Below are 22,627 nucleotides of genomic sequence, written 5' to 3' on the forward strand. Positions count from 1 at the left end.
GTCAGCTGCGAGCGAGGTTCCGCCACAGAAATTCGTAGGTCAACGCGGTCTTGAACGCCAACTGCGCATTGTCCGACGCCCCGCCGTGCCCACCTTCGATGTTCTCGTAGTAGCTGACGTCGTGACCGAGTTCGGCCAGTCGAGCCGCCATCTTGCGTGCGTGTCCGGGGTGGACGCGATCGTCGCGGGTGGACGTGGCGATCAGGATCGGCGGATACCGACGATCCGATGCGGCGACCACGTTCTGATACGGGGAGTACTGCGAGATGAACTCCCACTCGTCCGGGTCGTCGGGGTTGCCGTACTCGGCCACCCAGGACGCGCCCGCGAGCAGCAGGTGGTACCGCTTCATGTCCAGTAGCGGGACCTGACATACCAACGCGCCGAACAGTTCCGGGTACTTCGTCACCATGATGCCCATCAACAGGCCGCCGTTGCTTCCGCCCTGCGCGGCCAACTGTTCGGTGGTGGTGATGCCTCGGGTGACGAGGTCGCGCGCGACGGCGGCGAAGTCCTCGTGCACCAGATGGCGTCCGGCACGCAGTACCTGGGTGTGCCAGGACGGCCCGTACTCACCGCCGCCGCGGATGTTCGCGACGACGTAGGTGCCACCACGTTCGAGCCACGCCCGTCCGGTTGCGCCGCTGTAGCCGGGGGTCATCGAGATCTCGAAGCCGCCGTAACCGTAGAGCAGTGTGGGCCCGGGTCCGGAATCGGAGCGTCGGACGACGAAGTACGGGATGTCGGTGCCGTCGTCGGACCGGGCGAAGAACTGCTGCACCGTCAGACCGTCGGCGTCGAAGAATGCCGGAGCCTGCTTGAGGACTTCGAGCTCGCCGCCCACCGTGCCCACCAGCAATGTCGCGGGCGTCAGATAGCCGGACGAGGAGAGGAAGAACTCGTCACCGTTCTCCTCGGCGTCGGTGCCGACGATCTCGGTGGACGTCAGGTCCGACAACCCGTCGATCGTGCCGGCGTCCCACTCGTTCGCACGTGGGGTCAGGACGTGCAACTGCGTCCGTACGTCCTGCAGCGTCACCAGCAGCAGATGATTCTCGGTCCAGGCGTACTGGTGCAGTGACGTGTGCGCGTCCGGGGCGAAGAGAACGGTGAGAGGGATTGTGCCGGAGATGAACTCGTCGAAATTCGCAGCGAGCAGTGCGCCGGCCGGATAGGTGTTGTCGCCGACCGTCCACGGTGTCATCGTGCGGACCAGCAACCAGTTCTCGTGTACCGAGGTCGACGCATCGGTCGGCGTCGGGATCCGGGTCAACGCAGAGCCGTCGAGAACGTAGGTCTCGGAGTTGTAGAAGTCGGTGGCACGCTGAACGAAGTCGCGCTCGAATCCCGGGGTGCGGTCGTGCCAGGCGGAGATCGAGATGTCCTGTGCTGCACCCTCGTACACGGTCTCGGCGTCGGCGAGTGGGGTACCGCGCCGCCACCGCTTGGTGATCCGCGGATAGCCCGATTCGGTCAGCGAACCCGGTCCGAAATCCGTTCCGACGAAGACGGTGTCGGCGTCGATCCACCCGATGTCGGTCTTGGCCTCGGGTAGCGCGAATCCGCCGTCCTCCTGGGCGCGAAACGTGCGGGAATCGAGATCGAACTCACGGACCACCGTCGCGTCGGCCCCGCCGCGCGAGAGCGTCACCAGCGCCAGTCGTTGATCGGGGCGCAGCACCTGCGCGCCACCCCACACCCAGTTCTCGTCCTCGCTGTCGGCGAGCGCGTCGAGATCGAGCAGCACGTCCCACACCGGATTCTCGGTGCGGTACTCGTCCATCGTCGTTCGACGCCACAGGCCGCGGACGTGTTCGGCGTCGCGCCAGAAGTTGTAGAGAAACTGCCCACGACGACGGGCGTACGGAATGCGGGCGTCGGTGTCGAGAATTTCTCGGATACTCGCCTCGGTGGCGTCGAAGGCCGTGCCGCTCAGCGACTCGACCGTCACCTCGTTCTTCTTGCGCACCCACGCGAGCGCAGCGTCGCCGGTGACGTCTTCGAGCCAGAGGTACGGGTCGTCCGAGATTGCCATTCCACAGTTCTAGCAGCACTCGGGCAGTCGGGGTGGTCGGCGCTCGCGTGGCTACCGGCTGGTAACGAAGACCAGGTCGAGACAGCGTCGGACGGCACGACTACGCTGGGTACTCGTGACCTCACACTATGACGTCGTTGTCCTCGGAGCCGGTCCCGGTGGGTACGTCGCTGCTATCCGCGCGGCACAACTCGGACTCAGCACTGCCATCATCGAGAAGAAGTATTGGGGCGGTGTGTGCCTGAACGTCGGCTGCATCCCCTCGAAGGCACTTCTCCGTAACGCCGAGCTGGCGCACCTCTTCACCAAAGAGGCGAAGCTGTTCGGCATCTCGGGCGAAGCATCCTTCGACTTCGGCGCAGCGTTCGATCGGAGCCGCAAGGTTGCCGACGGCCGCGTCAAGGGCATCCACTTCCTGATGAAGAAGAACAAGATCCCCGAGTACGACGGCAAGGGCACGTTCACCGATGCCAACACCATCGAGGTCGAGCTGACCAAGGGCGGCACCGAGACGATCACGTTCGACAACGCGATCATCGCGACGGGCAGCACCACCAAGCTGCTTCCCGGCACCGAACTGAGCAAGAACGTCGTCACGTACGAAGAGCAGATCATGACGAAGGACCTGCCGGGTTCGATCCTCATCGTCGGTGCCGGTGCCATCGGCATGGAGTTCGGCTACGTGCTCAAGAACTACGGAGTCGACGTCACCATCGTCGAGTTCCTCGATCGGGCGCTCCCCAACGAGGACAAAGACGTCTCGAAGGAAATCGAGAAGCAGTACAAGAAGCTCGGCGTCAAGGTCATCACCGGCGCAGGCGTGCAGAGCATCGACGACGACGGCTCCAAGGTCACCGTCGCGATCAAGCACAACAAGTCCGGTGAGAGCGAGACCTTCACCGTCGACAAGGTGATGCAGTCCGTCGGCTTCGCGCCCCGCGTCGAAGGATTCGGCCTCGAGAAGACCGGCGTCGAGCTCACCGATCGCGGTGCCATCGGCATCACCAACACGATGCAGACCAACGTGCCGCACATCTACGCCATCGGCGACGTCACGGCCAAGCTCCAGCTTGCCCACGTGGCCGAGGCCCAGGCTGTCGTTGCTGCCGAAACCATCGGCGGCGCAGAGACATTGCCGATCGACGACTACCGCATGATGCCGCGCGCGACGTTCTGCCAGCCGCAGGTCGCGAGCTTCGGCCTCACCGAGGACCAGGCCCGCGAAGAGGCTCAGGCCCGCGGGTCCGACATCAAGGTCGCGAACTTCCCGTTCGCCGCCAACGGCAAGGCACACGGACTGGGCGACGCCACCGGCTTCGTCAAGCTCATCGCCGACACCGAGCACGGCGAACTGCTCGGTGGACACCTCATCGGACCGGACGTGTCCGAGCTGCTGCCCGAGCTGACCCTGGCCCAGAAGTGGGACCTGACGGTCAACGAGCTCGCCCGCAACGTCCACACGCACCCGACGCTGTCGGAGGCACTGCAGGAAGCGATCCACGGCCTCGCGGGCCACATGATCAACTTCTGATCTCTGCCGTACGACGAGAACGGCGGCGACCACTTCGGTGGTCGCCGCCGTCTGTCGTTCATGGGTTCTGTTCTGGTGCTACGACTTTCGCCAGTGATCGAAGCGACCCTTGATGTCCGACGCCACGTCGCCGATTCCGTTGCCGACGGCGTCGACCGCGCCGGTGAAGCCGCTGCCGAAATCGCGGATCGTCCGGACCAACGGATCCTCCGAGGTATCGAAACCGGCCTTGTACGAGCGAGCGGCAGTGCGGAATTCCTCGGACGGCCTGGCCTCGTGGTCGGTGGACCTGCGCGGGTAGTCCCCGCGCAACACTGCTGCGTAGTCGCCGCTGTCGACCCACTTCTTCAACTCGGCTGCCCGCAGTACCGAGAACGGGTGCGAGAGCAGTTCGATGTTGAGCAACTTGAGCACACCGTCGCGCAGGTCGCCGCTGGCCTCGTACTCGGCGGCCTGGGCGAGGAACGCGTCGACGTCGATCTCACTGATTCGTGCTCCGCCCGCCAGCTTGAGCTGTACTCGGATTGCCGTGTGCACGTCCTGCCCGCACAGCAAACCTGCTCTGTCGCCGGATAATTCGGACTTACGCTGCCATTCCATCAGGCCTGCGATGAGCGCGCGCAGCGCCCAACCGCCCACCGGAACCCAGCCGACGGTGCCGGCGAGGCGCATCAGATGCATGAGTACGGTGCGATACACCGCGTGACCGGACAACGCGTGGCCGAGTTCGTGGCCGACGACGAATCGCTGCTCCTCGTAGGTCATGATGTCGAGGAGTCCGGTGGTGAGAACGATGAACGGTCGATCCATGCCGATCGTGAACGCGTTGACCATCGGCGACTGCACCACGAAGAGTTCCGGTGTTTCCTCGGCACCGAGAATCTGCACGCAGTCGGTGCGTAGGTCGTTCAGGTCCTTGAACTGCCGATCGTCGACGCGCACCGCGGTGGCGAGGTACATCAGTCGGTGCTGCCGTTCGCGCAGCAGCCCGGACAGCGTGCGCAGAACGGTGTCGAAACCCTTGAGGGTGCGCAGGGTGACCAGGGCAGCTCGATCCGACGGGTGTTCCCATGTGCGCGAGCTGATGTCGGGGAATTCGATGCGGGTGCGATCCGGGGCGGATGTCAATCTGTTCTCCCAGCGTCGATGAGAATCCAAAGTATCAGTAAAGCGGGGTGATCGGTCCGTACTCGAGGCTCACGATGCCCACGAGACGCTGCGCACACCCGAGCGCTCGGTCGCATCGGAACCTCAGGCGGCCCGGCCGAAGTCTGTGATTTCTCATAGGTCGGTAAGTGAGGAAAACGTCACTTGGGCGACTGTCGGCTGGTACTTTTCGTTTTCGGCGCGGGGGAGTCGCGCCGAACACGAGCTTGGGGGTGGGGAATTGTCGTCGCCGATATCGACGTTCGCACGCGTCAGCGACGGGGTTTCCGGTGGATTCAGGACGTTCGGTCAGACGATGGAGCTGGGGGTGTTGGCCTTCGTTCACCTCGTGCGCGATATCGCCACGCTGCGTCATCCGTGGCGTGACACCGTCGACCAGGCGTGGTTCGTCGTCACCGTCACCGTGGTCCCCGCGATCCTGGTATCCATTCCGTTCGGCGTCATCGTCTCCGTGCAGGTCGGCAGTCTCACCGATCAGATCGGCGCGACGTCCATCGCAGGTGCCGCAGGTGGTCTCGGGGTGATCCGTCAGGGTGCACCGATCGTCGCGGCTCTGTTGTTGGGCGGTGCCGCAGGTTCGGCGGTCGCTGCCGATCTGGGGGCCCGCACCATTCGAGACGAGATCGACGCGCTGTCGACGATGGGAATCGACCCGGTGCGCAGACTCGTCACGCCGCGGCTGGCAGCCATCCTCCTGGTAGCACCGTTTCTGTGCATTCTGATCATCTTCATGGGTTTGGCCGCCGGCTACGCGATCAACGTCGGTTTCCAGAGTGGCACGCCCGGCAGTTACATCAGCTCGTTCGCGAGCTTCGCCTCGGTTACGGATCTCGTCGTCGCCCTGGTGAAGACCGAGATATTCGGGGTCATCGTCATCGTTGTCGCGTGCCAACGCGGTTTGTCCGCGTCGCACGGTCCTCGCGGGGTGGCCAACGCGGTCAATGCGTCCGTGGTCCTCGGTGTGGTGTCCGCGTTCACAGTCAACGTCGTCATCACTCAGTTGGTCGCGATGTTCATGCCGCAGAGATTGGGCTGACGTGGCGACTCCTTCTCGGTACACGGTGCACGGCACCGCTCATCTCACGCGCGGTGCCAGATACCTCGGACGCAAGCCGTTCGCGGTACTCGAGATGCTGGGCCATCAACTGACGTTCTGCGTCAAGGTGCTCGTCGCGATACCTCACACGGTTCGTGCCTACCGCCGGCAGATGCTGCTCATCCTCAGTGACATCACCTGGGGCAGTGGAAGATTGATCGTCGGTGGCGGAACGGTGTCGGTTCTCGTCGTCTTGGGTGTCGCGGTGGGTGCGTCCGTGGGAATCGAGGGGTTCAATTCACTCGGCATGGTAGGTATGGAGCCGCTGACGGGCTTCATCTCCGCGTACGCCAGTACTCGTGAGCTTGCCCCGATGATCGCGGCCATCGGTTTCGCGACGCAGGCAGGATGTCGAATGACGGCCGAGATCGGTGCGATGCGGATCTCGGAGGAAATCGACGCCCTCGAAGCTCAAGGGATCCAATCGATGCCGTTCGTCGTGACCACCCGGGTGATCGCGGGAATCGTCACGATCGTGCCGCTCTATCTGCTGACGCTCATCTTGAGCTACCTGTCCTGCGCGTTCGTGGTCCGGGTCGTCGGCGGACAGTCGTCCGGCACCTACGACCACTACTTCAGTGCCTTTCTACAGCCGATCGACGTGCTGTTCTCACTGCTGAAGGCTGCTGTGTTCGTCGTGACGATCATTCTGATTCACGGCTACCAGGGGTATTACGCCTCGGGCGGTCCGGAAGGTGTGGGGCGCGCGTCGGGTCGCGCCATCCGAGCCAGCCTCGTGGCAGTGGTGGTGCTGGACATGATCATGACCTTGGTTCTGTGGGGATTCGACTCGGGCATAAGGATTTCGGGGTAGAGATGGCAGTGTTCGATGATCTGACCGGTCGATCGGCCGGTCCCGCCGCGCTCCGTGTGCGCGGGCTGGCGGTGGCGGTGGCCATGGCCGTACTCGCAGGCGGCCTCACCGCGTATGCGAGAGGGGCCTTCGAGTCGCCCTTCGAGCTGACGCTGGATGCGGCATCGGTCGGCGACGGTCTCACCCCGGGCTCTGAGGTGAAGTTCCGAGGCCTGTCGATCGGCACGGTGGACCACATCGAGACGGTCGGCTTCGGCCACCAGAGACTGGAACTGGAGATCGACCCGAGTCAGGCGGGCGAGCTGACCGACACCATGCAGGCCCAGTTCTCCTCGTCCAACGTATTCGGTTCCACTGCGATCGAATTGCTTTCCGACGGGACCGGCAATCCGCTCGCCTCGAACTCGACCCTGGCTGTGTCGAGCGAGCTGCGAGGTGCAACGGTGACCGGTGTGTTCCGGCGAGTTGCCGAACTGACCGAGGTACTCGACACCGAACAAGTGCAGAACCTTCTGGATCTCATCGCGAACACGTCCGTCGAGGTGAGTCGAAACCTGAAGCCTTACTTCGATACTGCGCAGATGATGGCGAACAACCAGATGGACCCGCTCGCCTGGAAGCTGCACCGAGGGGCAGAGCTCGGTGACGGCATGGCCGACTTGATTCCGCCTCTCCTCGATCTGGTGGTGGGAGTGGTGGACAAGAGCGTGTACGTCGAAGCACCCGCCGACAGGGCCAGGACCATCGCGGCAAACGACGGTCTGAGCAATCAGCTGATGGTTCCGGTGGGCGACTTGTTGAAGAAGAACAATCCGAACCTGACCACGCTGTTGTCGACAGTGCTCGATCTGCTGGTGCCGATCACGGCGTCGATCGGCACGTTCGCGCCCACCTACAATCGCGTCCCGCAGGTGATCGACGGCGTTTCCGACGCATTCCCCATCGTCGACGGCAAGCCGCAGTTGCAGCTCGACCTGATTGTCCGGACCATGCCCAATCTGGCCGGATCCGTTGCCGCATATCAGGAGGGGAACGGGTGAAGAAGGTAACCGGACCTGCGCTCAAATTGCTCGTCTTCTTCACGGTGACCGCGGTGTGCGCCGTGATCATTGTGGCTGCACTCCGTACCCCGGTCGGCGGACCGCTGTCGTCCTACGGCGCGGAGTTCGACGACGTATCCGGCCTGTACGTGGGTGACGACGTGCGTATGTCCGGGGTGCAGATCGGCAAGGTCTCCTCGGTCGACCTCGAAGGAGGTATTGCGCGAGTCGGACTCGAAATCGAGGACAGACGACCGATTTTCGCGAACACCCAGGCGGCCGTCCGCTACCAGAACCTTCTGGGCCAGCGGTACGTGGAGCTGATCCAGAAGGATGCGGCTGCCGGTGCTCCTCTCGGATCAGGTGAGACGATCCCGGTGGATCACACGATTCCGTCGTTCGATATCTCCACGCTGTTCAATGGATTCAAACCGATCTTCGACACGCTCGACACCGCACAGCTCAATCAGTTCACCGAGAACATCCTGCGCATGGTGCAGGGTGACGGGTCCGGCCTCGGTCCAGTGCTCCGCGACGTGGACCGCATCACCCAGTTCGCGGTTCAGCGGGAGTCGATCATCGGTCTGCTGATCGACAATCTCGGTCAGATCTCGGACTCGATCGGTGGCCAGTCCTCCTCCGTCGCCGAACTTCTCGAACAACTACACGGTCTGGTGTCCAAGCTCAGTACACAGATGGACGGGGTGCTCGCCTCGTTGGATCAGGCCAACTATGGGCTCACTCCGCTGGTCGGTCTGATGGAGGGCCTGGAAAGCGCGTACGACAACAGTTACGCGCCGGTCGACGGAGCGCTGCGGCGAATGCTTCCGCAGACGGAACAGGTGACCGAGATGCTCGCCCTTGCACCTGCATTGTTGACCGGTCTCAACGCGAGCATTCCCGCGCCGGGTGCCCAGACCTACTCGTGCAGTCAGGGCCAACAAGACATTCCGGGGATCGGGCAGATAGTGCTCGGCGGACAGAATTTGGTGGTGTGTCGATGAACCGCGTACTGCGCAAGGGCGTTCGTGACGAGCAGTCGGAAAACAAGACACATTTCTTGTGGGGTGCTGTCGGTGTCGCCTTCTCTCTGGTCCTCCTCCTCGTCGCGGCCGTTCTGTACACGGTCCCGTTCGGCGATCGCACCTACACTGCGGAGTTCGGCTCGGCCGCAGGGGTGAAGCCGGGTGACGAAATCAGGATCGCCGGAATTTCCGTCGGCTCCGTGCGCTCGGTCGAGCTCGCGGGTGATCACGTCGATGTCGACTTCAGTGTTCGATCGGATGTTTTCGTGGGGGACGCCTCGACGCTGACGGTGAAGCTGCTCACGCCGATCGGTGGTCATTACGTGATGCTCACCTCGCATGGCGACGGCGAACTCGACTCTGCCCCTATTCCGCCGGAGCGGGTCGCGCTTCCCTACGAACTGTCCGATGCGATCCAGCAGGCAACTCCGTTGGTTCGCGATATCGACGGCCCGACGTTGCGAGAGACCGTGGCCGAACTGGACCGGGCAGTGAGCACGCAGCCGCAGTCGACCCGTGCCATCGTGGACAATCTGTCCTCGCTCACCGACGTGATCGCCACCCGCTCGGAACAGCTGGAGCGTGGGCTCGTGGTCTCGGACGAGTACGTCGGCGCGTTGGCAGCCGATCGGGTGATGCTCATCGAGCTGGTTCGCGAACTCGGCACACTGACAAAGGGATTCGGCGACAAGCGCGAAGATGTAGTCAATGCCTTCGCCCTGCTCGGGCGAATGTTCGAGCTTTTCCATCGACCTGTGGTCGCCTTCGAGAAGGGGCTGGAGCCGTCGATCGTCCAGCTCGAGGAGATCACGCAGAAGCTCTTCGCGCAGCTGGGTGATTTCGACGGGGCGATCACGACCATGCAGCAGAGTACGGACGGTCTCGCCGCCTTGATCGGGGGCGGTCAAGGTCCCGTGATCGATCAGTCGCAGGACACGGTCGTCGGTGCCGGCGTCTGCATTCCGTTGCCAGGGAGGGCGTGCTGATGAGGCACAGAGCTGTGAAGGTCGCTGTAGCAGCGGCTGTGGTGGTCACTCTCGTCGGTTCGGTCGCGTCGGCGACCTCGGTGATCGATTCCGGTGCGGGCAGCTCGTCGGTGTGCGCCGAGTTCACCGATACGGTCGGGTTGTACGAGGGCAATTCCGTCATGATGCTGGGTGTGGTCGTCGGAACGGTGACGCGCATCGAGAACACCGACGCCTCCGTGATGGTCACGATGGATGTCGACGACAGCCTCGAGCTGCCTGCCGAAGTCGGTGCCGTGACACTGTCCAGTTCGATCGTCACCGACCGGCACGTGGAATTCACAAAGCCGTACACCGGCGGGTCCGAATTCGATCGCGCGCAATGCATTCCGTTGGAGCGCACCAGAACTCCGCTGGGAATCAGCGATACTCTCAATGCCGTGTCGGGCCTGACTGCGGATCTGCTGGGTCCGGCCGATGCCGACGGAAAGCACGAGGAAGTTCTGGGCGACACACTTCGTGCGGTCGACGGTTCGCTCCGCGGATCCGGTGCCCAGCTCAACCAGAGCCTCCAGCAGCTGGCCCTGCTGGTCGGCGATCCGGCCGACCGAGACACCACCGTGCGGCGGCTGATCGACAATCTCGACGGCCTCATCGACACCTTCGTGGTGAGCTGGCCGGAGGTGGCGAAGCTACTGGACAACCTGAAGCGGGGAATGGTGACGCTGTCGGAGTTCACCCAAGCCTTCGGCACCACAGTCGCTCTCACGACCGAGTTCATTCCGCCACTGGCGCGCAACGTCGCGAAATACGACGACAAGGTCTATGGATTTCTCGACCAGGCGGCCCCTGTGGTCGATGTTCTGCTCGGGCGAGTGGGCGATATCAAGGACATTCTGGAGCAGGTGCCGACCATTGGGCAGAACTTGATGACGATGTACGACAACGATTCCAGGAGTGGGCGCGTGATCTATCACCCGCCGCAGTTCGAGATCGACACCAACTCGCCGAACGAGGTCTGCGCTCTGCTCAACAAGTACCGCCCGACGTGTTCGGCCGATCAGCAACGAGGTGACGTGATCGACGTCGGTCTCGTGCAGCTGGTGCTGGGTTCGGCAGGATGGCGATGAGGCGCACGATCATCGGGCTGTTCTGTGTTGTCGCCTTGTCGGCGTGCAGCGTCGACCCAGCAGACCTCCCTATTCCGGGAAGCTATGTGGCCGGGGACAAGTACTCGCTGAAAATCGAATTCGCGAGCGTACTCAATCTCCCCGAGAAGGCGAAGGTCATCGTCGAGGGCGTCGACGCGGGTGTTCTCGACACCGTCGAGTTGGTGGGTTCCACCGCAGTGGCGACCGTGGATCTGTCGGCCGATGTTCAGCTTCCCACCGACACCGTCGCAGAGCTTCGACAGTCGTCGATCCTGGGTGAGATCTACATCTCGCTGCAACCGCCGTCCGACGCGAACGCGAACGCGAGCTCGAGCGGCCCTTATCTTCGGGACGGTGACGTCATTCCCGTGGAGCGGACGGTCCCGGCAGACAACGTCGAGGACGTGTTGCGAGGCTTGTCGAATCTCGTGACCGGCGGTCGCTACGTCCAACTGCAGGAGGCGGTGAACAACGTCAATGCCGCCGTTCCGCCCGATCCGGCCGAGGTCGACAAGATCAATCTGGCCGCTCGGACCGCGCTGACCGACATCGGCGACAACACCGGCGAGATCGATCGAATTCTTGCTGCGGCGGAGGGCATCTCGAATACCGTTGTGACGCAACGTGACGGCCTCGAACGCGTTCTCGAGCTGGGCCCGAGACGATCGGACGGGTTGTCCGAGGTCCTGTTCAGCGTCGTTCACATGATTTTCATGCTGGGGTACATGTCGCAGAACGTCGGTGACGTTCTCTCGGGCCCGTATCCGGAACTCAGAGATGCCGTCGATATCATCGCGCCGGCTTTGATCACGATCTCCAATGCCGACACCACGGTGCCCATGAACATGGAGAAAGCGAACACCCTGTTGCGAGAGCGCCTGATTCCGTACTTCGAGTCCACACCGAACATCGCGGTGCGGTCGGTGTCGACCGATCAGGGGGCCGGAGCAATGGCCGACGAGATGATCGGGATCCTGCGCGGCATCGGAATCGTCCGATGAAGCGCGGCACACTCGTCTCACTCGTGGCCCTGACGGCCATGACCGTTGCGAGCATCGGCTACCTGGTCGTGGGTGTGCTCGACTTGAACCCGACCAGAACGATCGACCACGTCGTGGTTCACATGGAATCCTCCGGCGGGCTGATGGACACCTCGCAGGTCACCTCGAGGGGAATCCAGGTGGGGCGAGTCGAGGCTATCGCAGTGGTACCGGGCGGCCTGGACGTCACGCTCGCGCTCGATGCCGCCCACCGTATACCGGCGGACTCCGAGGTCGTCGTCGCGAACCTGTCGGCGGCGGGGGAGCAGTTCCTCGACCTTCGGCCTCGAAGCACCGGAGGGCCGTACCTCACGGACGGGGATGTACTCGGCAGTGATCACGTGCTGCCGTCGGTCACCGTGAGCGAGGCCCTCAGCCTGGGCGATTCCCTTGCCTCGCAACTCGATACGAATGCCTTGAGGGGACTGACCGATACTGCGTCGGCAGCCGTCGAAGGCCGCGGCTCCGATATCGATCGTCTGGTGGAGGCATTCCGATTCCTGGCAGCGACGCTGCGGGACAAGAGCGGAGAGATTCGCCGCCTGTACGACAATGCGCAGCAGGGTGGACGCAACGCGTACGGATACGGCCCGGTGATGTCCGACGCGGCACCGTACGTCGGTGCGACCGGTTCGGGTGTGGCCAACTTGCTCGAGGGCTTCAACGAGTACTCGTACGTAGGAGCGGACGTCTGGGACGATCCGCTCGGGAAGATCGGGCCGAAGATAGACCAGTACCTGACGCCGCTCTCGCCCGATCTCGCGCTGATAGCGACACTCCTCAAGCCGTACACCGAACCCATCAAGCCGATGCGGATCGATGCAGGCTCGATCGTCGACGTGATGCAGACCGTCTTCCCTCCCGGCGGGCCTGCAAGGCTTTCCGTAGAAATTCCGAACTGATAGGAGTGACCCCCTCATGGTCGAAGTAGAAGAAACTCGGACCGAGGAAACACCGGTGTCCGCCGAGACCCCCCGACGTCGCCGTATTCGGTGGGCCGTGGTCGCTGCCGCGGTACCGGGCGTCGCGCTCGCGGTGGTGTTCGGAGTGCTGTGGCGTTCCGCAGCAGGCGATCTGGCCGACGAGCGTGCGCACGATCAGGATCGACAGATGGCGTTGAACACGGCCACCGACTACACGGCGCGGTCGTTGACCTACGACTATCGCAACCTCGACGCGTTCTTCGACGGCGTCGACCAGGGGGCATCGCAGTCTCTGCAGGATCGGTACAGCGGAGTTCGTGAGGCGCTCACCGCCATCATGAACGAGTCCCAGGTGGTCGCCAACGGCGAGGTGCTCTCTGCTGCAATCGATTCCGAGTCCGGAGGCGAGTACAAGGTGGCGGTGTACGCGCAGCAGACGACGCAGAACGTGCAGCAGCCGGACCCCGGCAAGGTGCCCAACCTCCTGCTCGTGACGGTCACCGAGCAGGACGGTCAGTGGATCGTCAGCGACTACGGCCCCAAGACCTGACCCACGGTCAGGAGGCGTTCGTAGCGCTGACGAACTGGGCGAGTCCGCGCACCTCCTGCTCGATGTCGGTCATCCCACATGCCTCGAAGATCGATGTGAACTGCTCCTTCTCGAACATGCGGACCCCGATACGCCCCGACACCGCACCCACCACCGACCTCACCGGCGCGGTGTTGCGGCCGTAGCTCGTCATGATCGCGATTCGACCCCCCGGCCGCAGCACCCGGACGAGTTCGTCGACCACGGTCAGCGGGTTCGGGATCAGGTACAGAGCGGCGAAGCAGCACACGGCATCGAATGTGTTGTCGGCGAACGGTAGTGACTGCGCATCACCGCGCATGTAGGCGGCGTGGGGGCCACGGTTGTCTCGGACGGCGCGGCGAATCATCTGTTCGGAGATGTCGAACCCGACGGCCACACCGTCTCCGCTGAGGTGGTCGGAGAGATACTTGGTGAAGTTTCCCGGTCCCGATGCCACGTCCAGCACGCGCATGTCCCCGGACAGTCGCAGGTCCGAGACGGCCTTGGCGCGTTCGGCGGACATGGACAGGCCACCGACCCCCATCATGGCGACGCCTGCGGGCCGCCACATCTTCTCGTAGATGGAGGCGACCAGGCGGTTGTTCATGGCCCGACTCGCGGTGGTCGTCGACGGTGCAGGCGTGCCGCCGAGTAGCTCCACGTAGCCGTCGGATGTGACTGCACCCGAGCGAAATTCGGGTTCCAGTAGGGCTGCGGCGCGTTCGAGCGCCCGGCTCTCGGGAGGCACGTCGACGTCGACGTCGGCCGCGCTGTCCTGATCTTCCTCGGGTTCGAGCGGATACGGCGGCATGCCGGTGCCCTGGAGGCGGTATCGACCCCAGTAGTCCACGTCGGAGACCAGAACGGGCACGTCCCCGCTGTCGGTGCTGAGCTTGCCTCTGCGGCTGCTGCCGATGGTCTCCATGAACCCCTGCAGTTCCTCGTGCGGCCGGACGCGTCCGTACCAACGAAAGATGCCGTCGATGGGTTGGGAGTGGCCACGCAGATCGATCTGGACGTCGAACTCGGCCGCGGGATTGTCGAACGTCAATGTGGCGGGCCCGCGGTAGTCGGGCTTGCCGGAGAGATCACTCACGGGTTTCCTCTTCCCTCTTCGCGTACGAACGCGACATGCACAGGTTGATTGGATTCGATGCGGACGCCGACGAGCGCACACGAGGATTCGACGATTCCGCGCACGATGGCTGCCAGATGAGCGGTGAAGGCTTCGATCGGTATGACGAGTTCGTGGTCGTCCGAGCTGCCGAGCCACCAGTCCGTGGCGGTCGCCACCGCGCCGAATGCAGAATAGGAAACCATCTCGACCGTCGAACTGTCCACTGTCGGTCCGTGAATGAGACCGGAGAGCATCTGAGCTACGGTGTCGGATGCGGCGCGAGCGGAGGCCAGCGCTGGGTCCGTAGCCGATTCGGTCGTGCTCGGCCGTCCACTCGTGCGTGCCAGGAAGTGGCCGTGGACGAGAAATCGAAACAGGTTGGGATGTTCCGACACGACTGCCGCGTAGCCGGCGGCACTGCGATCGATGAGGTCGGTCACCGAATCCTCGAACAGATCAACCGTGCCGGCGATTCGATCCCACAGCATGTGCTGGACGTGCTCGACGATGTCCGAATACAGATCGGACCGGTCGGCGAAGTGTCGATAGAGCTTGGGCTTGGCGGTACCGGCTACCTTCGCGATATCACCCATGCTGACACTCGGACCGTGCAGATCGATCGCGACCAATGCCGCCGCGACGAATTTCTTTCGTACCTCCAGTCGGTGTTCGCGCCAGCGTTCGGTGCGTGCGTCGATCTTCTTGCAATGGGTCGAGTGTCTCCCATCTTCGGGGTTGACACGTCCGGTGAGTTGAACCACACTCGTTACAGTACCTACTACCGCCGGTACTGGCTACCGTGAGTTCGGGGTAGTCGGAAGGGCCGGGGGGCCTCGTTTATCACAAGGGGGATCGGTTGTGAAGCGTGCAATTGTCGGTGAGCGGGTCGGCGGCGGGACGTCCGGGGAGGCCGGATCGTCGCCGAGTCGGCTGATGACCGAGGATCAGTCGACTTCGCGCGCGCGGACTGTCGGGCCGAGAGAGAAGACGGCGCGAAGACTGCTGAAGTCGACCGCCAACAAGTTCTACGACGGCGAGGCCGACATCGATTGGGATGCCCCGGTCGTCGACGGTATGCGCTGGATGCCCGAGCACAGAATCTCGCTGTACCGAACCAGGTTGTGGGGCAAGCTGACCGAAGAGCAGCGCCGCGAACTGGGCCGCCACGAGATCGTCAGTATTCTCTCGTTCGGCATCTATGCCGAAGGCATGCTCAGTGCGAACCTGCTCCGGGTGTTCGGCAAAGGCACGTTCTCCGATCATTCGATGTATTCGATAGCCGAGATCGGCGAGGAGTCCCGGCACTCCATCATGTTCGGAAAGCTGATCGAGAAGACCGGCCTCACCCCGTATTTGATGCCCAAGCCTGCAACGTTCATGGCCAAGATCGGGCAGTTTCTGCCGCTCGGACCCGCCACCTACGGCGGGGTGTTGCTCATCGAGGAGGTACTCGATCGGGCGCAGCGCGAGGCGCAGTACGACCCCGAGATGCAACCGCACCTGCGTCAGATGATGCGAATCCACGTCATCGAGGAGTCGCGCCACATCACCTACGCGCGCGAGGAAATGGTGCGCGCGATGGCAGCCACGAATCGGGTCAACCGTGCCATCCACCGCGTGATCCTCGCGTCGATCGCCAACTTCACGTACTTGGCCCTCATCAACCCGAAGGTGTACCGATCGATCGGTATCAACCCGATCCGCGGAATCGTCACCGCCATGGCGAGTCCCACCTACAAGACGAACATGCAGTTCTTCTCCGAACCCATGATCCGTTTCTTCGCCGATGCCGGCATGTGCGACGGTGTGGTGACCAGTCGCCTGTGGAAGATGACCAGGGCGATGCCGGACGATCTGGCATGAGCCCGCGTTCGTCGGCGGTTCAGTACGATCCGCATGTCGATATCGATTGGGAATCTCCCTGGCAGACAGGCGAATTTGCGCTTCCCCGTGAATCGGTGACGTTGCACGGAACTCGTCTCTGGACCAAGTTGACCGAACAGGACCGGCGCACGCTTGCCCTGCACGAGGCAGTGAGCAGATGGAGCACCGTGTCCTATCTGTCCGCGATGTTGACCGGCAACCAGCTCCGGCGGGCGGCGGAAGAGGGGCTCAACAGCCCGGCGTCCCGTAATGCTCTCGCAGAGGTCGCGGGTAGTTCCCGAACCACCATCACCTTCGGACGGCTCGTTCGGGCCTCGGAAGTGCCGCCTTACAGGCTCCCGAAGGGCACGACAACGGCAGTCAAGCTCCTGGGTTTCCTGCCCCTCGGTGTCGCCTCGCATGCGTCGACCCTCCTGGTCGAAGAGACCTTCGCCCGGTCGATGCAGGGTGCGGTGACAGAACCGGGAATCGAACCCCACGTTCGACAGGCGGTGAAGATCCATCGACTCGAGAGCGCCGACCGCTTCGCATTCGCCCGATCGGAAGTGGTAGCAGCGCAGGAGAAGTCGAACAGACTGTCCCGAGCATTCAACCGGTTGCTCCTCGCGGTACTCGCCAACGTGATCCTTCGTCTCGGTGTTTCGTTCCAGGTGTATCGATCCATCGGCATGTCCCCGGTTCGAGGCGTGCTCGCCTCGCGGCGTCGCCGGGCAGCGATCAGGCGGCGGGACGCGTCGAACACCGTCGCCTTCCTGGATTCGGTCGGGTTGCTCGAAGGGACGATCACCGCCGCGCTGTGGAGAATGACCGGAGTCGTGTCAACGGAGGGTCGACAATGACCGTCCATCACACCGGGGTTCTGGTCATCGGCAGTGGCTTCTCCGGGTTGGGGATGGCGATCTCGCTCCGTACCCGCGGTCGCGACGACTTCCTCGTTCTGGAGAAGGCGCAGTCCGTTGGGGGCACCTGGCGAGACAACACCTATCCGGGCTGCGCGTGCGATGTCCCCTCGCACATGTATTCCTACTCGTTCGAGCCCAATCCCGAGTGGTCGCAGATGTGGTCTGCCCAACCGGAAATTCTGAGCTATCTACAACGACTCTCGGTCAAGTACCGCCTGGACGACAACATCCGATTCGGGGTCGAGTGCGACGGTGGTCACTGGGACGAGAGCGAACACCGATGGCACATCACGACAACGAACGGTGACGAATACGTCGCCCAGTTCATCGTCTCCGGCATCGGAGCGTTGCACGTTCCCAACACTCCGGAGCTCGCAGGCGTCGAGTCGTTCACGGGTGCGGCCTTTCACTCGGCGCGGTGGGATCACCAGGTGGATCTGACCGACAAGAAAGTGGCAGTCATCGGAACTGGGGCGAGCGCTGTGCAGTTCGTTCCACAGATCGCAGAGACCGTCGGCGAACTGCACCTGTACCAACGATCTCCCGCGTGGGTGCTCCCGAGACGGAATTTCGCCATCCCGAGTGCTCTCCGACGACTCTTTCGTCGATCGGCAGTGGCGCGCAAGGTGTTCAGAAATTCGATCTACTGGTCTGCGGAGTCTCTGGCGATAGGCCTCAACGGGCATTCCAATCTCCTTCGTCCCGTCGAGGCAGCTGCGCGGAGATTCATCGAGAAGGAGGTGTCGGATCCGGAGCTGCGCAAGAAACTGACCCCGAGCTATCGCATCGGGTGCAAGCGATTGCTCGGATCCAACACCTACTACCGGGCATTGACTCGACCCAACGCGGATGTGATCACCGACCCCATCGCGGAGGTACGCGAACGGTCGATCGTCACCGCGGATGGGACCGAACGCGAGGTGGACGTCATCATCTACGCGACCGGCTTCCATGTCACCGACGGGTTCGACGGTCTGAACGTGGCCGGTATCGGTGGGCGGAAGTTGGTGCAGCACTGGCAACAACACGGAATCGAGACTCACCTGGGGATCGTGGCCGCGGGATATCCCAACGCGTTCTTCCTGCTCGGTCCCAACACCGGGCTCGGGCACAACTCCGTGGTGTTCATGATCGAGCAACAGATCGGGTACGCGCTGCGAGCGATCGAATTCGTCGAGTCGGGGGCTGCCGACGGACTCACGGTTCGTCGACAGACGCAGGATCGATTCACGGCCGAGATCCAGGCGAAGCTGAACAAGGGCGTGTGGAGCACGGGCGGATGCACCAGTTGGTACCTCGATTCGCACGGTGCCAACCGGACGGTCTGGCCTGGATTCACCTGGCAATACTGGCTTCGTACAAGGAAGTTCGACCCGGCACAGTACGAATTCCTGCTCCCGACCGGAGCCGGAACCGACAGCGAGAACGTGGAAGAAGTGCGTATATGAAGAATTTCGAGAACAAGGTCGCCGTCGTATCCGGTGCCGGTTCGGGGATCGGTCGCGCCCTCGCGCTCGATCTGGCGGAGCGTGGAGCGCAGCTTGCGCTCTCCGACATCGACGGCGAAGGACTCGGCGAGACCCTCGTTCTGTGCGAGAAGATCGGAGCCCGCACGGTCACGTACGAGCTGGACGTATCGGACCGGTCAGCGGTCCACGCGCACGCCGACGCAGTGCTCAGCGAATTCGGACGCGTGAATTTCGTCGCCAACAACGCCGGAGTCGCGTTGGGTGCCGATGTACTCGACATGACCTGGGACGATTTCGAGTGGGTCATGAACATCGACTTCTGGGGAGTCGCCAACGGAACCAAGGCATTTCTGCCGGCATTGATCGAGTCGGGCGAGGGTCACCTCGTCAATGTCTCGAGTGTCTTCGGTCTGATGGGCATCCCTGGTCAAAGTGCCTACAATTCCGCGAAATTCGCCGTGCGGGGATTCACCGAGGCGTTGCGTCAGGAAATGAAGATCGCTCGACATCCCGTAGGAGTGACGTGCGTGCATCCGGGCGGCATCAAGACCAACATCGTGGCCAACGCCCGTGGAATGGACGACCTAGGGACCCCTGACGAGGCCTCGCGTCGCTTCCAGCAGATCGCCCTGACGACACCGACGAGGGCCGCCAAGGTGATCCTCGCGGGAGTGGAAAGGAACAAGCCGCGAGTTCTGATCGGCCCCGACGCCCGAGCGTTCGATCTGATTCCGCGACTCGTCGGTCCGCGCTATCAGGACATTCTTGCTCCGCTCGGTCGGCTCGGCCAGTCAGCGGGAAAGAAACGCGCCGGGGTGAAGAAGTAGCTGCGCAGCATCAGCTCATAGGTTCGTCTCTGCCCGTTACTGCTTCGTGGCACTGACGAACTGGGCCAGTCCCCGGACGTCGTGCTGAATCTCGGTCAGTCCCGATGCCTCGAACACGTCGACGAACAGGTTCTTCGGAAACATCCGCACGCCCGCCAGGCCGGTTCCGAAGCCGACGACTGTGCCCAGCGGGGCCGGACGAGGCTCGCAGCTGGTCATGATCGCAATGCGTCCACCCGGGCGGACGACGCGAATCAATTCGTCCAGCACTGTCATGGGCTTCGGAACGAGATACAGTGCGGCGTAGCAGCATACGGCGTCGAAAGTGTCGTCCGAATACGGCAGATGGGCAGCGTCTCCGCGTACGTACGCCGCACGCGGTCCTCGATTGTCCGCCACGGCACGGGCGATCATCGCCTCGGAGATGTCGAACCCGACGGCGAGGCCGTCGTCGGTGAGAGCGTCGGAGAGAAACTTGGTGAAGTTGCCGGGGCCGCAGGCGACGTCGAGCACGCGCTGGGGGCCGTGCAATCTGAGGTCGGCAACGGCTTTGGCGCGCTCGGCCGCCATCGACATGCCCGCGATGCCCATCATGGATACCCCGAACGGCCGCCACAGTCTTTCGTAGATCGCTGCCACCACACGATTGTTCATCGCGATACTGGCCGGCGACGGGTTCGGTGCGGGCACGTCCGGCAGCAGCTCTACGTAGCCGCCGTCGGTGCGCGCCAGCCCGCGCAGCGTCGTCGGCTCGATCATGGCGAGCGCGCGGTGCAGCGCGGTCTCGGCCGACTCGCTCACGGGCGTGGTGGCCGGTCGCCGTAATCCCGCTCGACCCGCAGGGTCGCGAGAGTGGTTGCCAGGCCGTCGTATTGGGTGGCCAGCAGGACGAATTCGATGAGTCGCCGCTCGTCGAACTGGGTGGCCAGTTGATTCCAGGTCGCGTCGGAGAGAATCTTGGTGGCGATGAGTTCGTCGACCGCGGTCAGAATGGTTCGATACCGCGTCGACAGTCCCGGTGCGTCGGGTCCGGTCTTGATCAGCTCGAGCAGATCCCGGTCGATGCCCGCTCGCTTGCCGAGGCGGATGTGGTGGTCCATCTCGTACGCGGAATCGCGGAGGTGCGCCACGCGCAGGATCACCATTTCGGTTTCCTTGCGTGAGATCTTCCCGCCGGGCATCAGGTGGCCGCTGTAGAACAGCCAGGCTCGGTAGAGACCACCGGTGCGCCCGAGGGTGGTGAACAAGTGAGGATTGGGCACCCCAGCACCTTTGGCGATCACCTTGCAGATGACCCAGTTGATGGGCCCGAGGGTCTTGGCGGTTCCGGACGGAATGCGTGGTGTGGTCACAGCCACACCGTACCGACTGCCCAGCCGGACGTCACCGGGACGCAGAAGGATAGGCTAACCTCCTTTCCATTCTGTACAATTTCCCCTCGGAGGACCCTTGACGAAGTCCAATGCCCGCATCATGGCCCTCGCCCTCACCATCGCCGCCCTCGGGGTTACTGCGTCGGCGTGTTCGTCCACCGACGCCGTCTCCGACGCCGTCTCCGACGGCGCAGGCAGCGCGACGCGATCCGTCGAGACCGTCCGGGGAACGGTCGACGTTCCCGAGACCCCGCTGCGCGTCGTCACCCTCGAGCCGGTCGAGCTCGACACCACCATCGCCCTCGGCGTCGTGCCCGTCGGTACCGCAGTGCTCAGCGAGGCGAGCGGCGTGCCGTCGTACCTCGGTACCGAAGCCGCGGACATCGCGATGGTCGGTACGGTTGCCGAACCGACCATCGAGGACATCGCGGCCCTGCAGCCGGATCTCATCCTGGGCACGGAGACTCGACACGCCGAGTACTACGACCAACTCACCGCCATTGCGCCGACGGTGTTCATGGCATCCCAATCCGATCCGTGGCGCGAGAACGTCAGGTTCGTCGGACGCACCCTCGGCAAGCAGGACGACGCGGAGAAACTGCTGACCGCGTACGACGACCGGTGTGCCGAGATCGCCGAGAAATTCGACACCGCCGGCAAGACAGCACAATTGATTCGTCCACGCGCCGGCGAACTGACCCTGTACGGGCCGTCGTCGTTCGCCGGGAGCACCCTCGAATGCGCAGGCTTCACCACTCCGCCGAGGCCGGAATGGGCCGACGAGATCTCGGTCGACCTCTCGCCCGAGCTGGCTGCTCAGGCGGCCGCGGATCTGATCGTCGTCACCGCCTCGGACCCGTCGGACCCCGCAGCGATTCCGGCGTCGATCACCGCCAATGCGGCGGCACTGCCGAATCCACACGCGGTGGATCTGTCGTACTGGATCACCGGTGTCGGGCCCATGGGTGGGCAGACCGTGCTCGACGACATCGATCGGATTCTCTCGGGTAGTGCCTGACGCGTCAGATTCGGACGGCTCCCGCCAGCGCCGCAGCTTGCTCGGCCCGCTCGAGCACTCGATCGCGTGAGGAATCGATGTGAGCCAGTAGCAGTTCCAGTGCCGAGTCCAGGGTCCCGGCGAGCACGCGTTCGACGATGTCGATGTGTTGATCGATCGCCGAGACGACGGCGGCGGCGTCGAGTCCGCCGAGTATCCGAACCGGACGCACCTTGGCGTTGACGGTGCACAGCGCCTCGGTCAGAGCCGGATTACCCGACGCGGCCAACAATGTGACGTGGAAGTTCTCGTCGAGCGACACCAGATCGTCGGTGGTCCCGGGAGGATCTGCACGCAAACCGATCCAGGTGTCCAACAGGTTCGAGAGCGACGATCGATCGACCGGGTGCGACATCGAGCGAGTGATGCCGCGGGCTTCGAGGGTGGCCCGCAGCTCGTAGAGATCGGGCAGTTCGCCCAGTCGTGGGCGGTACGCGTGGAGACCGGCGTCGTCGCGGGTGACGAGGCCGTCCGCCTGCAACCGCGCCAGTGCCTCGCGCACCGGAGTGCGCGAGACACCGTACAGCTCGGCGAGACGCTCCTCGCCGAGCCGTTCAGTGGAGCTGATGGCACCGGAGATCAGATCCCGGCGCAGTGACGAATAGACCTTCTCGCGAAGGTCCTTGCGCGGCACGATGCG

22 protein-coding genes are annotated in these 22,627 nt (G+C 63.5%); 15 read left to right on the top strand and 7 right to left on the bottom strand.

The window, feature by feature from the left end; all coding sequences use genetic code 11:
* Position 1: 1 nt before the first annotated feature.
* Positions 2 to 2,035, bottom strand: coding sequence for a prolyl oligopeptidase family serine peptidase (locus tag CH271_RS03405; protein WP_094632649.1), 2,034 nt, complete (start codon positions 2,033 to 2,035; stop codon positions 2 to 4).
* 115 nt (positions 2,036 to 2,150) lie between these two features.
* Here CH271_RS03405 and lpdA point away from each other — a divergent pair, with 115 nt between their 5' ends.
* A complete protein-coding gene (lpdA, locus tag CH271_RS03410) occupies positions 2,151 to 3,566 on the top strand; it encodes a dihydrolipoyl dehydrogenase (protein WP_037186801.1) in 1,416 nt (471 codons plus the stop codon).
* A gap of 78 nt (positions 3,567 to 3,644) precedes the next feature.
* Here lpdA and CH271_RS03415 read toward each other — a convergent pair whose 3' ends face one another.
* The gene (locus CH271_RS03415) at positions 3,645 to 4,694 is read right to left on the bottom strand and encodes a M48 family metallopeptidase (protein ID WP_094632650.1); all 1,050 of its coding nucleotides are present in this window, start codon (positions 4,692 to 4,694) and stop codon (positions 3,645 to 3,647) included.
* A 334-nt stretch (positions 4,695 to 5,028) separates the two neighbouring features.
* Here CH271_RS03415 and CH271_RS03420 point away from each other — a divergent pair, with 334 nt between their 5' ends.
* The 9 genes from CH271_RS03420 (at position 5,029) to CH271_RS03460 (ending at position 13,337) form a co-directional block, all read left to right on the top strand.
* Positions 5,029 to 5,769: an ABC transporter permease gene (locus tag CH271_RS03420; RefSeq protein WP_094632761.1), complete on the top strand. Its 741-nt coding sequence runs from the start codon at positions 5,029 to 5,031 to the stop codon at positions 5,767 to 5,769.
* 94 nt (positions 5,770 to 5,863) lie between these two features.
* A complete protein-coding gene (locus CH271_RS03425; protein ID WP_094629802.1) occupies positions 5,864 to 6,643 on the top strand; it encodes an ABC transporter permease in 780 nt (259 codons plus the stop codon).
* Between the two features lie 2 nt (positions 6,644 to 6,645).
* On the top strand, positions 6,646 to 7,683 hold the full coding sequence (locus CH271_RS03430) for an MlaD family protein (RefSeq protein ID WP_094632651.1): 1,038 nt from the start codon (positions 6,646 to 6,648) through the stop codon (positions 7,681 to 7,683).
* Positions 7,680 to 8,687, top strand: a complete 1,008-nt coding sequence (locus CH271_RS03435; protein ID WP_094632652.1) for an MlaD family protein — start codon at positions 7,680 to 7,682, stop codon at positions 8,685 to 8,687. The genes CH271_RS03430 and CH271_RS03435 overlap by 4 nt, the downstream gene beginning before the upstream one ends.
* Positions 8,684 to 9,694, top strand: a complete 1,011-nt coding sequence (locus CH271_RS03440; protein ID WP_094632762.1) for an MlaD family protein — start codon at positions 8,684 to 8,686, stop codon at positions 9,692 to 9,694. The genes CH271_RS03435 and CH271_RS03440 overlap by 4 nt, the downstream gene beginning before the upstream one ends.
* Positions 9,694 to 10,803 carry an MCE family protein gene (locus tag CH271_RS03445; protein WP_141217023.1) on the top strand — a complete coding sequence of 370 codons (1,110 nt, stop codon included), beginning with the start codon at positions 9,694 to 9,696 and terminating at the stop codon, positions 10,801 to 10,803. The genes CH271_RS03440 and CH271_RS03445 overlap by 1 nt, the downstream gene beginning before the upstream one ends.
* Positions 10,800 to 11,825: an MlaD family protein gene (locus CH271_RS03450; protein ID WP_170945903.1), complete on the top strand. Its 1,026-nt coding sequence runs from the start codon at positions 10,800 to 10,802 to the stop codon at positions 11,823 to 11,825. Before CH271_RS03445 ends, CH271_RS03450 begins: the two co-directional genes overlap by 4 nt.
* Positions 11,822 to 12,766, top strand: coding sequence for an MlaD family protein (locus tag CH271_RS03455; protein WP_094632655.1), 945 nt, complete (start codon positions 11,822 to 11,824; stop codon positions 12,764 to 12,766). The genes CH271_RS03450 and CH271_RS03455 overlap by 4 nt, the downstream gene beginning before the upstream one ends.
* Before the next feature lie 55 nt (positions 12,767 to 12,821).
* On the top strand, positions 12,822 to 13,337 hold the full coding sequence (locus CH271_RS03460; RefSeq protein WP_141217024.1) for a hypothetical protein: 516 nt from the start codon (positions 12,822 to 12,824) through the stop codon (positions 13,335 to 13,337).
* A 7-nt stretch (positions 13,338 to 13,344) separates the two neighbouring features.
* On the opposite strand, the gene CH271_RS03465 is transcribed toward CH271_RS03460, so the two are convergent.
* Together CH271_RS03465 and CH271_RS03470 are read right to left on the bottom strand one after the other, a co-directional pair.
* A complete protein-coding gene (locus tag CH271_RS03465) occupies positions 13,345 to 14,454 on the bottom strand; it encodes a DUF4873 domain-containing protein (protein WP_170945904.1) in 1,110 nt (369 codons plus the stop codon).
* Positions 14,451 to 15,236, bottom strand: coding sequence for a TetR/AcrR family transcriptional regulator (locus tag CH271_RS03470; protein WP_256986172.1), 786 nt, complete (start codon positions 15,234 to 15,236; stop codon positions 14,451 to 14,453). Before CH271_RS03470 ends, CH271_RS03465 begins: the two co-directional genes overlap by 4 nt.
* Before the next feature lie 172 nt (positions 15,237 to 15,408).
* Here CH271_RS03470 and CH271_RS03475 point away from each other — a divergent pair, with 172 nt between their 5' ends.
* The 4 genes from CH271_RS03475 to CH271_RS03490 are packed head-to-tail and all read left to right on the top strand — an operon-like array spanning position 15,409 to position 19,557.
* On the top strand, positions 15,409 to 16,338 hold the full coding sequence (locus tag CH271_RS03475) for an AurF N-oxygenase family protein (protein WP_094632764.1): 930 nt from the start codon (positions 15,409 to 15,411) through the stop codon (positions 16,336 to 16,338).
* On the top strand, positions 16,335 to 17,198 hold the full coding sequence (locus CH271_RS03480) for a diiron oxygenase (RefSeq protein WP_094632658.1): 864 nt from the start codon (positions 16,335 to 16,337) through the stop codon (positions 17,196 to 17,198). Before CH271_RS03475 ends, CH271_RS03480 begins: the two co-directional genes overlap by 4 nt.
* Positions 17,195 to 18,709 carry a flavin-containing monooxygenase gene (locus tag CH271_RS03485; RefSeq protein ID WP_094632659.1) on the top strand — a complete coding sequence of 505 codons (1,515 nt, stop codon included), beginning with the start codon at positions 17,195 to 17,197 and terminating at the stop codon, positions 18,707 to 18,709. Before CH271_RS03480 ends, CH271_RS03485 begins: the two co-directional genes overlap by 4 nt.
* The gene (locus CH271_RS03490) at positions 18,706 to 19,557 is read left to right on the top strand and encodes an SDR family NAD(P)-dependent oxidoreductase (RefSeq protein WP_094632660.1); all 852 of its coding nucleotides are present in this window, start codon (positions 18,706 to 18,708) and stop codon (positions 19,555 to 19,557) included. The genes CH271_RS03485 and CH271_RS03490 overlap by 4 nt, the downstream gene beginning before the upstream one ends.
* Before the next feature lie 36 nt (positions 19,558 to 19,593).
* On the opposite strand, the gene CH271_RS03495 is transcribed toward CH271_RS03490, so the two are convergent.
* Together CH271_RS03495 and CH271_RS03500 are read right to left on the bottom strand one after the other, a co-directional pair.
* Positions 19,594 to 20,358, bottom strand: a complete 765-nt coding sequence (locus CH271_RS03495) for a class I SAM-dependent methyltransferase (RefSeq protein ID WP_252342042.1) — start codon at positions 20,356 to 20,358, stop codon at positions 19,594 to 19,596.
* Positions 20,355 to 20,915: a carboxymuconolactone decarboxylase family protein gene (locus CH271_RS03500; RefSeq protein ID WP_094632661.1), complete on the bottom strand. Its 561-nt coding sequence runs from the start codon at positions 20,913 to 20,915 to the stop codon at positions 20,355 to 20,357. The genes CH271_RS03495 and CH271_RS03500 overlap by 4 nt, the downstream gene beginning before the upstream one ends.
* Positions 20,916 to 21,030: 115 nt before the next feature.
* Here CH271_RS03500 and CH271_RS03505 point away from each other — a divergent pair, with 115 nt between their 5' ends.
* Positions 21,031 to 21,948, top strand: a complete 918-nt coding sequence (locus CH271_RS03505; RefSeq protein WP_179274756.1) for an ABC transporter substrate-binding protein — start codon at positions 21,031 to 21,033, stop codon at positions 21,946 to 21,948.
* Between the two features lie 4 nt (positions 21,949 to 21,952).
* On the opposite strand, the gene CH271_RS03510 is transcribed toward CH271_RS03505, so the two are convergent.
* A complete protein-coding gene (locus tag CH271_RS03510; protein ID WP_094632663.1) occupies positions 21,953 to 22,621 on the bottom strand; it encodes a GntR family transcriptional regulator in 669 nt (222 codons plus the stop codon).
* Positions 22,622 to 22,627: the final 6 nt, after the last annotated feature.

It is taken from the genome of Rhodococcus sp. 05-340-2, from assembly GCF_002258915.1.
Classification (GTDB): domain Bacteria; phylum Actinomycetota; class Actinomycetes; order Mycobacteriales; family Mycobacteriaceae; genus Rhodococcoides.

Excerpts from the sequence above, each read along its gene's own strand:
- CH271_RS03405 (WP_094632649.1), bottom strand. The coding sequence starts at position 2,035 with ATGGCAATCTCGGACGACCCGTACCTCTGGCTCGAAGACGTCACCGGC.
- CH271_RS03420 (WP_094632761.1), top strand. The coding sequence starts at position 5,029 with ATGGAGCTGGGGGTGTTGGCCTTCGTTCACCTCGTGCGCGATATCGCC.
- CH271_RS03425 (WP_094629802.1), top strand. The coding sequence starts at position 5,864 with ATGCTGGGCCATCAACTGACGTTCTGCGTCAAGGTGCTCGTCGCGATA.
- CH271_RS03430 (WP_094632651.1), top strand. The coding sequence starts at position 6,646 with ATGGCAGTGTTCGATGATCTGACCGGTCGATCGGCCGGTCCCGCCGCG.
- CH271_RS03440 (WP_094632762.1), top strand. The coding sequence starts at position 8,684 with ATGAACCGCGTACTGCGCAAGGGCGTTCGTGACGAGCAGTCGGAAAAC.
- CH271_RS03445 (WP_141217023.1), top strand. The coding sequence starts at position 9,694 with ATGAGGCACAGAGCTGTGAAGGTCGCTGTAGCAGCGGCTGTGGTGGTC.
- CH271_RS03450 (WP_170945903.1), top strand. The coding sequence starts at position 10,800 with ATGAGGCGCACGATCATCGGGCTGTTCTGTGTTGTCGCCTTGTCGGCG.
- CH271_RS03455 (WP_094632655.1), top strand. The coding sequence starts at position 11,822 with ATGAAGCGCGGCACACTCGTCTCACTCGTGGCCCTGACGGCCATGACC.
- CH271_RS03475 (WP_094632764.1), top strand. The coding sequence starts at position 15,409 with ATGACCGAGGATCAGTCGACTTCGCGCGCGCGGACTGTCGGGCCGAGA.
- CH271_RS03480 (WP_094632658.1), top strand. The coding sequence starts at position 16,335 with ATGAGCCCGCGTTCGTCGGCGGTTCAGTACGATCCGCATGTCGATATC.
- CH271_RS03485 (WP_094632659.1), top strand. The coding sequence starts at position 17,195 with ATGACCGTCCATCACACCGGGGTTCTGGTCATCGGCAGTGGCTTCTCC.
- CH271_RS03490 (WP_094632660.1), top strand. The coding sequence starts at position 18,706 with ATGAAGAATTTCGAGAACAAGGTCGCCGTCGTATCCGGTGCCGGTTCG.
- CH271_RS03505 (WP_179274756.1), top strand. The coding sequence starts at position 21,031 with ATGGCCCTCGCCCTCACCATCGCCGCCCTCGGGGTTACTGCGTCGGCG.